The organism is Flexithrix dorotheae DSM 6795 (assembly GCF_000379765.1).
Classification (GTDB): Bacteria; Bacteroidota; Bacteroidia; order Cytophagales; family Flammeovirgaceae; genus Flexithrix; species Flexithrix dorotheae.
Genome location: NZ_KB903436.1, coordinates 139474 through 153356 on the forward strand (window position 1 = coordinate 139474; position 13883 = coordinate 153356).

The following is a 13883-nucleotide window of genomic DNA, read 5'->3' on the forward strand; positions in this document are numbered from 1 at the left end:
TCCCTAATTTGTAATAAACATTTCCATCTTTTTAAATGAAAACAATATTATCTATAAGTATTTTATTAGCCTTAATTTCTCTGAGTAGCAGGGCCCAAAAATATGAGCCTAACTGGGAATCCTTGAGCCAATATGAAACACCTCAATGGTTTTCTGATGCCAAATTTGGTGTTTTTATCCATTGGGGAGTAATGTCTGTTCCAGAATTTAAAAGCGAATGGTATGGATATCATATGTATCGCCCCACACTCACCCCCCACCAAACCGGAATTCCTACGGATAAAAAAAATCCTACATTTGAATACCATAAAAAACATTATGGTGATCAAAGTAAATTCGGGTATAAAGATTTTGTTCCACTATTTAAAGCCGAAAAATTCAATGCTACTGAATGGATTGACCTGTTCGATAAAGCCGGGGCAAAATATGTAGTACCAGTCGGAGAACATTGTGACGGGTTTGCCATGTATGCTTCAAGTCTTACCTGCTGGAATTCAAAAGATATGGGGCCTCAAATAGATGTGTTGGGTGAGCTGGCAAATGCTGCCAGAGCGAAGGGAATGAAAGTTGGGAGCTCTTCCCATTTAGCCTATGGCTGGTACTGGTGGAATTATGTAAAAGGATATGACACCATGGATCCCCAATATCGGGATCTTTATAATGAACCCCACACTTTTCAGGATAAACCTACAAAAGCATTTAAGGACTTGTGGTACAAAAGAGCTGTGGAAATGGTGGAAAAATATGAACTGGATTTAATTTGGTTTGATTTCGGGTTTTGCACTCCGGATTATGAGGAATACCGTAAAAAGTTTCTGGCCCATTATTATAATAAGGCTGAAGAATGGAATAAAGAAGTAGTTTTAAACTACAAAAAAATTGAATTTGTACCAATTCCGGATGGTGCGGCAGTGTTGGATTTGGAAAGGGGAAAACTCGACCGGGTGAGAACATTGCCCTGGCAAACGGATACTTCCATTGGAAGGAATTCCTGGACATATGTGAAAGACTGGCAGAATAAACCTGCGGATGAACTTGTAGACGAATTTGTGGACATCGTGAGTAAAAATGGAAACCTATTACTGAATGTAGGCCCTAAAGCTGACGGCACCATTCCAGAAGACCAGCAGGAAACATTACTGAATATTGGGAAATGGCTAAAGGTAAATGGAGAAGGTATTTATGGTACCCGGCCATGGTTTTTTTATGGTGAAGGTCCTACCAGGTCTAAGTTGGGCGATCATACCGAATACAATCAAAAAAGTATGAGCCAGAAGGATATCCGCTTCACCACCAGAGAGAATTTTATTTATGTTTTTGTGATGGATTGGCCTACAGAGGATATTATCGTGAATTCAATGGCATCGGACATTGCTTCACTTCCGGATGAAATTAAGCACATCAGCCTGTTGGGTTCGGATGAAAAGCTAAGTTGGGAAAAATCGAGTAATGGGTTAATTATCGCAGCCCCAAAAAAATCAATTGAAAGTAAATATGCTTACGCCTTTAAAATAGAATTGGAAAAGGCTCCCGATGGCATTTATAAGTCAAAAGAAAAGGGCGGGCACCAGTAAAACAAAGTTGTAAATTACTAAAATACATTTTTTGTCGTTTGTCTTAAGATTAATTTAGTGGGTAACATTTCTGTGAAAATTTCTTTTGAATCCGGATTTTCCAGTTTGTTCAGCAGTATTTCTGTGGCCCTTTTCCCCATCAATTCTGCATTTTGAGCCACTGTACTAATTCTTGGATGCGCATATTGGGAGATGGGATCATCAGAAAACCCAATTATACTCACCTCATCGGGAATACTGGTGCCTGTTTCGAGCAATATTTGCGCAACCTCATAAGCCATGTAATCATCATAGGCAAAAATGGCGTCCACTTTATGCTGGTTTAAAAAGTCAATGATTTGTTTTTTGTAAGTCACAGGATTTTCATTCCATGAAAGAATTAAGTCCTCATTCACTCCCAAACCATTTCTTTTTAAACCCTCCAGATAACCCATCATTCTCGTAAAACTGGTGGACAAATTTTCAGGCCCTTTTAAATGAGCTATTTTTTTACATCCAGACTGAATAAAATGATTCATGGCATCCTGTGCCCCCTGAAAATCATCAGTAATTACATAGGAGGCTTCGATATCTTCGCACAATCGATCAAAAAATACAATGGGAACTCCGCTATAAATAATATTTTCATAATGTTGGAAATCACTGGTATTTCTGGCATATGCCACCAGCAAGCCATCGATCATTAAGCTATTTAACACTCTGGAAGCTTTTATTTCCTTTTCATAATCTCCGTTGTGGGTATTGATCAGCAAATGTAAATCATTTTCATTGATCACCTTATCAATTCCTAAAAGCACATTAGAAAAATATGGATTGGTAAATTCCGGCAAGATCAGCCCTATATTATTGGATTTCTTTTTAAGGAGATTAACTGCAAAAGCATTGGGTATATAACCCCATCTTTTAGCTAACTCAGATGCTGCACTTCTGGTTTTGTGGCTGATCCTGGGATCTCCACTCAGTGCCCTCGAAATGGTAGATGGAGAAACATCAAGCTCATAGGCTAAATCGGATAGTCTGACTCTGGTTCTCAAGGTAATTGGGTTTATGGGAAATCAAAAACTGGGTTGTGCCCAAAAAATTGATGGGCATCGAATACTTCAAAATATCCTGAATGACAAAACCCGGGTGCCTATTAGAAAACACCCGGGTTTTTTAAAGTGAAAAATTACTCCTCCAATTCAAATACTTTTACATCATCAAGATAAAATTCTCCGGTTGCTCTCAACACATTTATAAAATAAGCATCGCTCCAGTCTTCCCCATTTACATCTTTCACCACTTTACCCCATTCCGCATTGGTTGGATACCATTGCTGTCCCAGGGTTCCCCACGGGTCTTTTTTGTTCATACTGCAAAAATGCCAAAGGTTATCTCCAGTAATGGTTTTCGTCCAGAAGGTAATTCTATATTTTACACCTGCTTTTAATTCAATGTCTCCTCCGTCACCCGTTCCAACACTATAATCTGCCGCTCCCCTTGTAATATGCATTCCAAATTTCCCGCTATGTGCGGCTGCTTCGCTTACTTCATGTGAGCCATCGCCCCAGCCATTCCATCCAGTTTCATCCCCTGTTTCAAAACCTGCATTTTCCGGTACCAGATTAATGATATAGTTTTCTGCGATTGCATCTGTAAAGGCATCTGCTTCCACAAAATCTGTGGTTTTTAATGCCCCTTTGGTGTAGGAAATTAAAACCTCATATGAGTTTTTTATCATTTCAGTAGTTTTCACCACTACTATTGTTTTATCGTCCGGATTTACAAATGCTTCTGAAACTTCAGCAGGGTTTCCATTGAAACTAACCGAAAAATCAGCTTTATTTACAGAGAGCGCATCGATTTCCCGGCTGAAATAAAGTTCAATCTCATCATTTTCGTTTTCAGCAACTTTATCCAGCGTAACAGGTTTAGTAGAAGGAATGACTTCAATTAATTTTTCCACAGTTACGGTATCTCTTCCCCAGGGTTCATCTCTGAAAGCCACCAATGTTACTCCGAATTTACCTAATGCTTTATACTTCACACTGGGATTTTGTTCATTTGAAGTGGCAGGTTCCGCACCTTCAAAATTCCAGGTCCACTGATCGGGAGTTCCTGTACTCTGGTCTGTGAAGCTCACAAACTCCCCTGCCTCCACTTGTGTGATATCAGAAGTAAATTTTGCCGTAATAGAATCCAAAACAGTTACCACAATGGCACTATCCATTTTCACAGAATCTACCACATAATCAGCTTTAAAATTTACTTCGTAATCACCTGGTTTCAGGAAAATAGCATGAACAATTTTTTCTGAAGATTCCAAATCATTTTCTGAATTCAGGATATCCACCGCACCTTCAGGAAAAGACCATTTTCTGGTAATGGCTCCCTGACCGATATCGGCAAAAGAAATATCTCCATTGATGTTCACGGTGGTTTGAGTAGTGGTAATCACCGGATGTGCGAACTGAGTTGGAGCAATATACTCCTCTTCACAGCCCAGGATTAATGTAAATCCGAACAAGGCTAATAATAATTTATGTATATTCATTTGTTTGATCTTTTTAAATTTAGAAATTGGTTGCTCAGGCTATACCTGATAATTTTGAGCAGGTTAATCCCCACTATTTTCCAAATTTTCATTACCTAATACTTCAGAATTGGGGATAGGGAAAAACTCCTTATCCGGACCGTAATTTTGAGCAGCCAATTCAAAATCTTTTACAATGGCTCCTTCCAGTTCGAAGTCAGTGGCAGCAATTTCCTCAAAAATTCCCTTAGCCATTCCTTTTCTTCGGATATCGTGATACCGGATATTGTGCCCTTCAAAAGCAAATTCTAAAGCTCTTTCTACCTTAATGAGGTGGGTCATTAATGTAGTTTTATTATAAGAGGAAGCCACTAATGGCAAAACTGCCGAACGCTTTCTAACCAGATTGATATAGTCAATGGCCGTTTGTACTCCACCATCTCCATCTCTTTCCAGTACGGCTTCTGCATACATTAAATAAACATCTGCAAGTCTTACAATCCGCTCATTAATCCCGGACCGGGTAAGGGTTTTATCTTCGCTTTCATTTTGCCAGTTCTGAAACTTTCGGATATATCCCTGGGTTTTAAGATTTCCGGTTTCCCAGTTTATTTCACCATGTTCCTTGGTATAGAATGGCAATTCATCTCCCTGAAAAGCGATTGAAGCAGCAGATCTTAAAGAGTAGGTTCGACCCACATTTCTTGGATCACTTGGATCGATAGGATCGTTTTTGTACATTTCAATGGCCCAAAGCGTAGGAATTTCCACTCTCCACCCTCCGGCAAAACCTGGTGCCAGAACCCTTGGTCTTGTAGTCGCTTCAGAACCATTTGGGCCATCCACAGTATAACCCGAAGCACCTGTTTTCACAGCATCTGAAAAGGCCACTTCAAAAATTGATTCTGCATTGAATTCATTTTCAATTCCAAAATTATCTTCAATATTTACCAATTGGTATAAATCCGGTCTGTCAATTATTTCCTTAAAGTTATTTGCAGCTTCTCCCCAGTTTTCCTGATAAAGATGAACTTTTCCCAAAAGCGCAGTAGCCGCACCCCATGTAGCTCTTCCCAATTGTTCTTCAGGCCATTTTTCTGGTAAAAGAGATTTTGCCATTTCAAAATCACTAATGATGGCCGCATAAACCTCTTCCTTAGAAGAAAGCCCTTTTTCAACTTTGTCAATTGAGGGAACTTCTGTATGTAAAACAATAGCCCCATTATTATAAGTTACCGCCAGCCAGAAATTGAACAGGCCTCTTAGGAAGTAAGCTTCTCCCAGAATTTGTTCTTTCTGGGTGTCATCCATGATGATATCCGGAACATTTTTAATGACCTGATTTGCCCTGAAAACCCCCACATACAAATCCTTCCACTTACCGTTGACAAATCCCGTACTTTCATTAAAAGAAAAATCATTGAGGGCTTTTGCTCCGCTATTCCAGGGATTAGGTTTGGCCAAATCTGTTCTTACCAACATACTGGTAGAACCACTTCCACCCATTACATTACTGAGTTGTAATGCTCCATAGGTAGACATAATGCCATTCATTGCGTGTGCATCAGTTTTCCAAAATGCCGAAGCAGTGAAATCATTAGGATTATTTTCTGTCAGGAATTCGGGATCATTGCATGAGGTAATGACCAGAAAAAATGACAATAAAGGGAAAATTATATATCTATATTTCATTTTCATTATACTTTTAATTTTCACATTGGATTATCTTTAAAACTTGTTTTTTAGAATCCTAACTGGATACCCATTCTGTACTGAGCAGAAACCGGATAGTTGGCTCTGTCCACTCCTCTGTAGAATAATCCGTCATTTCCAACCTCAGGATCAAACCCTTCATATTTTGTGAAGGTCAGTGGATTTTGAGCAGCAACATAGATTCTAAACCGTTCCACATGAATTTTTTCCAGCAGATTATCTGGTAAAGCATAACCCAGTTGAACATTTCTTACCCTCAGGTAAGAACCATCTTCAATAAAGTAATCACTGAGTGACCTGGTATTGTTATGTTCGATTACAGGTCTTGGAGTAGGAATATCTGAGGTTGGATTTTCAGGACTCCAGGCATATACCAGATCCTGGTGTCTTTTGGTGGAATAAGCCCATAACTTTGGCCCATTGTATATTTTATTCCCATAAGTGCCATAAAGCTGAAGCGAAAAGTCCAATCCTTTGTAACTCGCATTCAGGTTCAGGCCAGCTTCCCAGCTTGGCATACCACTGCCCATATAAATCCTGTCATCATCGGAAATGGTACTGTCATTATTTACATCCACATATCTCAAATCCCCAATTCTGGCATCGGAAACCACATTCTGGTAGGCACTCAGCTCTTCTTCAGTTTTAATTACCCCATCTGTGGGAATGAGAAAGAATGAACCTGCCGGGTAACCTTGTTTCACGAATGTGGTTGGTTCAGACTTTCCGGCCCTTTCCACTAATGGAATACCCCCGGTAATTTGGTCATCAGGATTGGAGAGTTTCGTTACTTCATTTCGGTTTCTGGTAAATACACCAGAAATACTGAAGTTAAAGTCACCAAAACTTTTCTTGTAACCAAGGGCAATTTCAATTCCCTTATTGTACATATTACCCACATTGAATGGAACGGACTGCCCGCTATTTCCAGCTGAAGGTGCAAAAATCACATCCAGCAACATGTTTTCCTTATTGGTATGGTAGTAATCAAATGAAAAATCCATTCTTCCTCCAAAGAAGTTAATATCTGTTCCAATATTTCTTTGTATGGTAGTTTCCCATTGCAAATCAGGGTTTCCATAATTTGTTTGAATAGCTCCATTAATCACCTGCTGATCTCCTCTTCCCAGAATGTAATCAATGTTATTGGCCACGAAAACATCATACCTGTAATCCCCAATTCTTTGGTTTCCGGCAGTACCATATCCCGCTCTGATCTTAAATAACTCAATCACTCCACCAATTCCAGAATTTCGGAAATAAGGCTCTTCCGAAATTACCCAACCTGCAGAAACTGAAGGGAAATCTGCGTATCTGTTATTGGAACCAAACCTGGAAGAACCATCATGCCTCAACACGGCACTCAACAGGTATTTGGATTTATAGTTGTATAAAACCCTTCCAAATAGCCCCGTAATGGAGGAAGTTGTATTTCTTCCATCTGCACTTTTCACTTCTGCTCCACCACCAAGTACCTGAATATCATTACTTAGAAATTTGTTTTTCGATGCTTCAAACCAATTATATTGAGATTGTTCCTTGGAATATCCTACCAGCCCAGTTACAGAATGTTCTCCAAATTTTTTCTGATAAGTGGCCGTAAACTCCGCAATCCATTTTTGAAAGTAGGTCTGTCTGTTTTTTAAAGTAGCGAATTCTGTCCCCCCATTTACAGGGTCACCATTTAAATCCACCAATTCAAATTTGGGATCATGTTGTTTAATAAATGTATTTCCAATATTTCCACCCACTCTTGCCATTACTGTAAGACCTTTTAATACCTCATATTTCAGGTCAATATTACCATTAAATCCATTTCCTTTTTCATTGTTGGTACTTCTCAGCTTTCGCTCCATATTACCCAGGTTATCAGGGTTGGAACCTTCCACCAAAAGGATATTATCATCGCCCAGGCCTTTCTGGTAAGGTGGTAATTTAATAGCCGATTCATAAATGCCCCAGGGTGCATTATCCTTATTGGTAATGTTAATGCCCAGATTGGTATTCATGGAAAATCGTTTCTTCTTAAATGTAGTGTTACCTCTTAAAGAAAATCTGTCAAATAAAGAATTGACCACTGATCCATCCTGACTAAAGTAATCTGCCGTCACATTGTAGGTTAAATCTTCTTTACCCCCGGAAACTCCTAAGTTATAGTTTTGAATTGGTGCATTATCTACCGTCAGGTCACCTACCCAGTCTGTATCGTAATACAAACCATTTGGATTTTGATCAAGGGGATTCCAAATATTAGTTTCTCCCTTCGAAATTTGTTCCAGATAGTTGATATAAAGGGCATCAGGAGTATTGGCCAGCGGCAGATTAGATGTAATTTTCTGCACTCCATAGTAGGCATTAAGGTTAACCTTCATGGTCCCCGCTTTCCCTCTTTTGGTGGTAATCAGAATTACTCCGTTTGAAGCTCTTGTACCATAAATAGAAGCCGAAGCAGCATCTTTTAATACATCCACAGATTCAATTTCATTTGAACTTAAATTAGGTTGGCCTTCTAAAGGAACACCATCAACTACGAAAAGAGGCCCTGAAGCTCCGGAAGAAAGTGAACCCAAGCCCCTGATCTGGATATTGGCTTCGGAACCGGGTTGCCCTGAACTTGCCTGAACATTTACTCCAGCCAGCTGACCCTGCAAGGCATCCACAAATTTGGCAGAAGCAAATTTTTGCATCTCTTCTCCTTTGATATTCCCCACCGCTCCGGTCAGTTCTTTTTTCTTTTGAGTGCCATATCCAATTACCACCACTTCTTCAAGTGCCTTGAGATCTGGTTCCAATTCAATATCCATTTTTGTCATTGAACCTACCTCTCTTTCCAAAGTATTATAACCCACATAGCTGAACACAAGCACATCACTTGCATCTACCATTAAGGAAAATCTGCCATTAACATCAGTGGTTGTTCCTTCGTTTGTTCCTTTTTTGATGATCGAGACTCCGGGTAAGGGTAAATCTTCATCGGTGGCGTTTACTGTTCCTGTAATTACTCTCTCCTGAGCAAACAGGTGCAATGGGATAGCTAGCATAAATGCCAGAGACAGCATTAATTGTAGTCGTTTTTTCATTTTCCTATTTTTAATTAATAAAGAATTATTATCCGGACCGGTATTTCCATACCGCTCCAAAACTTCCTTTAACTTTAAATTCACTAAAGTCAGTCGGGTGATTAGCTCAGGTTTCTGCAGAAATGATGAACTTTTCAAATGTATGGGAATAACTGATAGAAAGGCAGGGGCATATTTTCACAAAAACAGGGGGTAAATTCTGTTTGGGGTAAATCTACAATTGTGAGATTTACCCCCCGGATTTCCGCACGGGTGGTAAATTTTGTGAAATAAGGGTGGTATTTTTCAAACCGGTTATTTTGACCAAACAAAAATCGATTTAAAAAATTAAATGGATAGACAGGTGGAAATATTATTTTTCAGGGAATGAGAAATAGGGGGAATGTAAAGGTTTTCCCTAAATTATCCATTTACAACTAAGGCAATTGCCAGCCTATTTATTTAATTTTATTTCTACTTTGAATTCAATTATAACTATTTGAATAACAATAAGTAGTAGAACTAATGTATATTGAGAAATACCCGCTCATTATCAAACAGTTAAAGCACTATTGATTTCATTGAATTGTGTACAAGCAATTACTTTAACTGAAGTAATACTTTTTGATGTGATTCCTAAGAAGGTAAGGTGAAATGAAAATGATTGTAGGTAAAACAAATCTTAATCTAAATTTAGCTGATAGGTGGTTCAAAAGCCTCTCCATGGTATTGCTGTTACTTTTCATTTCTGTTTCTACAAATGTATTTTCCCAGAATATTGACATCACATTTCAAAAGATCACCTCTCAGGATGGGCTTTCACAGAACAATATCAGGTGTATTTTCCAGGACAGCCAGGGTTTTATCTGGCTGGGCACCTATGATGGTCTGAACCGGTATAATGGACATGATTTTACCATCTACAGAAACAGAGTGGGAGATTCCACCAGTTTAAGTTCCAATCTGGTTTCCTGCATAGAGGAGGACAAATTTGGCAATTTGTGGATAGGCACAGATGATAGAGGATTATATAGATTCGATCGGGAAACAGAAACATTTGCCAACTATGGAAATACCGCCCAAAATCCAGATTTTTTAACAGATAACAGAATTGTTTCCATTGAAATAGACAAAAATGGTGATTTATGGGCAGGAACGGAATATGGCTTAAACCGACTAAAAATCGATTCCAAGGCAAAAGGAAATTTTAAATCTGAAAAATTTCTCAATTCTCCAGTTAAGGTCGGAAAAAATAAAAATTTAAGAATTAAACATATCCTGAGCGATAAACACGGTAACCTTTGGATAGGAACCGGATATGGTTTAAGAATGCTTCCGGCAAAAAATATAGCGGTAAATAATCCAGAGTTTTTAAGCCTGAAATCCGGAGGAGATGTAATGGACATATATGAAGTCCCTGATGGAATTGTATTTAATAATTTCGGTCTGTATAAAATTAATATAAATAACCAGGGCATTCCATCCCGGAAAATATTGGCGCTTGATCGCATTGTTTTAAAAAGATTTGTGGTGGATCTGAATGGCGAAATTTGGGGAACAACCAACAGAGGACTTGCCAGGCTAACTCCCTCCGAAAATCATTATAATACCACCTTTTATATGCATGACTGGTCGGATGATACCTCTATCAGTAAGGATATGCTTACCGATATTTATATAGACAGATTGGGGGTAATCTGGATTGGTACTCAGGGAGGTGGATTAAATCTTTATAATCCTAACGCCCCTAAATTCAGGCATTATAATAAGAATAACCGTCCCGGAAGTTTGGGAACGGCTAATTTGCGTTTTATTTACGAAGATAGCCAGACAAACCTCTGGGTTGGGACCGAAGGTGCAGGAATGTATTTTTTATCAAAATCTGATGCAAAAAATTATAATAACGGATTTCAAAAGAAGGATATTCATCCCGGAGCAAATCAGGATAATTTTGTGTATTCCATTGTGGAAACTGGTGGAAAGAAACCAAAACTCTGGGTGGGAAATGGTTACCCCACCTTTTTGAATCAGATTGACCTCACTAAAAATTTAAATGAGCTTAATTTGAAGCCCATAAATGATGAAGTAGCCGGTCTGGTTTTTAATTTCAGCTATGATTCTACTGGCATTTTATGGGTTGGCACTTATAACCACGGTTTGTTCAAACTTACTTTGGATAGTTTGAATAATGTCATTTCTTCCGCACACTATATCAAACAAGCAGGAAATCCAAGGTCGTTATCTTCCAATATTATTCGAACTATTTTGAAAGACAGGGAGGGAAATATCTGGATAGGAACAGATATGGGTTTAAATAAATTAATTCCTTCAGAACAAGAAAAGGAAAATCCCGATTTTATCCATTATACCCACTCCATTGCAGATACAACTTCTATTTCTCACAATTATATATTACCCTTATTCGAGAGTTCCACAGGTGAAATCTGGGTGGGAACTATGGGAGGTGGCCTGAATAGAGTCATCAAAGGAAACCGGCCCGATCGGGATACTTTTGAATCGATTACAGTTAAAAATGGACTTCCCAATAATGCGATAAAGGGTATTCTGGAGGATGACGGGCAAAATCTATGGATTTCTAGTAACAAAGGACTCACCAGGTTTAATCCAAAGACCAGGGATATTAAAAATTTTGATTTGGCTGATGGCATTCAGGATTATGAATTTGGTGAATTGGCTTGTTTTAAAAGAAAAGATGGAGAAATGCTATTTGGTGGAGTAAATGGATTAAATGCATTTTATCCCGAGGAAATTACACGTGAAGTATCGGGAGCTCCAATTGTACTTACGGATTTCTATCTTTTTAACGATAAAATTAAAATCGGGGAGGATGTAAACGGGAGGAAATTACTGACCAAATCGTTGAATCATACCAATAAAATTGAATTGAATTACAATGAGAGACGTTTTGCCATAGGATTTGTTGGATTAAATTATGTCAACCAGTCGAAAAGCAAATATGCCTACAAACTGGAAGGGTTTGATGAGGACTGGAATATAAGCGAATCTTTCAACAGGATAGCCTCTTATAATAACATCCCTCCGGGGGAATACCTTTTTACGGTAAAATACGATCAGCCCTCCAATGATTTTAAACCCACCATTGCACAGCTAAAAGTTGTAATCAAAACTCCCTTTTGGATGACAATTTATGCCTATATTTTTTACCTGTTAATGGCATTGGTTATCCTGTTTTTCTTTCGAAAATATTCAATTATTGGAATTCAGGAGAAAAATAAGTTATTGCTTGAACATTTTGAAAAGGAAAAGATTGAGGAACTCAGCAATTTGAAATTGAAGTTTTTTACCAATATTACCCATGAATTCCGGACTCCACTTACCTTGATCCTTGGTCCTCTGGAGCAGCTGAGAAAAGCTAATTTGAATCCTGGTTCCAGAAAAGACCTATTGGAAATGATGCATAAAAATGCCAATATTCTGATGAGGCTGATTAATCAATTGCTTGATTTCAGGAAGATTGAACAAAGTCAACTTGACCTGAAAGTAGGCAAAACGGATATCATTAAAGTGTGCAACAACATATTGGAATCCTTCCGAAGTATATCCAGGGAAAAAAACATCATTCTCCAGTTTCAACACAGGATTGAAAGTGAAGAATTCTGGCTTGATGAAGATAAAGTAGAAAAAATGCTTTATAATATTTTATCAAATGCCTTAAAATTTACCCCAGAAAAAGGTTCAATAGAACTCAATCTGATTGAACACCTGAAAGACAAAACAATATCCATTGAAATTAAAGACAACGGAATAGGTATACCGGAAGATGCCATTCCCCATATTTTCGAAAGGTTTTATCAAATAGAGATAAAGGACAGGCATCCGAGAGGAACAGGAATAGGTCTTTCCTTTGTAAAAGGACTGGTAGAGCTTCACCATGGAGAGATTACCTGTGAGAGTAAATTAAATCAGGGAACAAAGTTTACCATCAATCTGCCCTATAATTTTGAAGCCTATAATCATTTGGAAATTCTGGATGTTTCCGAAGAATCTTTCCTGATTAAACCTAAGGAAAATGGAAGCCAGCTATTGGAAGATAACTCTGGCAATTTGGACATGGATTGGACAGAAAAAGAATTGAAAAGAAAATCAAACGGCCATCATAAAAAACTTTTAATTATTGATGATAACCAGGATATCAGAAACCTTTTAAAATTTGAATTTTCCAGAGATTACAATTTGTTTGAAGCCGAAAATGGAAAAATCGGTTTGGAGAGAAGCAAAGAAGTTTCACCTGATATAATTGTTTGTGATGTCATGATGCCGGAAATGGATGGCTTCGAATTTTGCTACAGACTCAAAACGGACCCGGAAATTAGCCACATTCCTGTCATTTTACTGACAGCCAAAAATTCTCCTGACAACCAGATAAAGGGTTTTGATTTAGGTGCTGATGATTATGTTTCCAAACCATTTAACATTGATGTATTGGCATCTCGGTTGAACGGTTTGATCAATTCCAGGATAAAATTAAGGGAAAAATTCCGGTCGAGCACCAACGTGGATATCAAACATGTGGCCTTTACCAAACTGGATGAAAAATTTCTAAAGGAGATCATTGAAATAATAGAAGAAAATATTTCAGTGGATGATTTTTCCGTTCAGCGACTTTCCGAACATTATAATATTGGGCAAACGCTACTCAATAAAAAAATAAAAGCCTGCACAGGTATGACAGCGGTAGCTTTTATTCGATCCATAAGATTAAAACGAGCGGCACAATTACTGAAATCCGGAAGATACAACGTTTCAGAAATTACCTATGAAGTTGGGTTCACCGATCTAAAATACTTCCGGGAATGTTTTAAAAAAGAATTTGCCCTCACCCCTTCAGAATATGTGAAAAATAATAAACCTACTTAGGCCATTTTTTATGCTTCTATTATGAAACACCCTTGTTTTTGAGGTAGAAATCTTATTATATTGCCTTAACCAAGGCCAGCAGATAGCCCTCCAGACTTTCCTGTTTTTAAGCTATTTTTGCGTTAA

Annotated in this window: 6 protein-coding genes; 2 read left to right on the forward strand and 4 right to left on the reverse strand. The window is 38.2% G+C overall.

The annotated features are described in order from the left end of the window. Positions 1–35: 35 nt before the first annotated feature. The gene (locus A3EM_RS0111480) at positions 36–1574 is read left to right on the forward strand and encodes an alpha-L-fucosidase (protein ID WP_020528359.1); all 1539 of its coding nucleotides are present in this window, start codon (positions 36–38) and stop codon (positions 1572–1574) included. Positions 1575–1591: 17 nt separating this feature from the next. Here the strand turns inward: A3EM_RS0111480 and A3EM_RS0111485 are convergent, their stop codons facing one another. The 4 genes from A3EM_RS0111485 to A3EM_RS0111505 form a co-directional block, all read right to left on the reverse strand. Next, positions 1592–2608 carry a LacI family DNA-binding transcriptional regulator gene (locus A3EM_RS0111485; protein ID WP_020528360.1) on the reverse strand — a complete coding sequence of 339 codons (1017 nt, stop codon included), beginning with the start codon at positions 2606–2608 and terminating at the stop codon, positions 1592–1594. A gap of 134 nt (positions 2609–2742) precedes the next feature. Then, entirely contained in the window at positions 2743–4107 is a 1365-nt protein-coding gene (locus A3EM_RS0111495) for a PKD domain-containing protein (protein WP_020528362.1), read from the reverse strand. Between the two features lie 63 nt (positions 4108–4170). Further along, positions 4171–5778 (reverse strand): RagB/SusD family nutrient uptake outer membrane protein, encoded by a 1608-nt coding sequence (locus tag A3EM_RS0111500; protein WP_169513350.1) that lies wholly within the window; start codon positions 5776–5778, stop codon positions 4171–4173. A 50-nt stretch (positions 5779–5828) separates the two neighbouring features. Next, entirely contained in the window at positions 5829–8879 is a 3051-nt protein-coding gene (locus tag A3EM_RS0111505) for a SusC/RagA family TonB-linked outer membrane protein (RefSeq protein WP_026210242.1), read from the reverse strand. A 633-nt stretch (positions 8880–9512) separates the two neighbouring features. On the opposite strand from A3EM_RS0111505, the gene A3EM_RS42155 reads away from it, so the two are divergent. Continuing rightward, positions 9513–13757 (forward strand): hybrid sensor histidine kinase/response regulator transcription factor, encoded by a 4245-nt coding sequence (locus A3EM_RS42155; protein WP_020528366.1) that lies wholly within the window; start codon positions 9513–9515, stop codon positions 13755–13757. Positions 13758–13883: the final 126 nt, after the last annotated feature.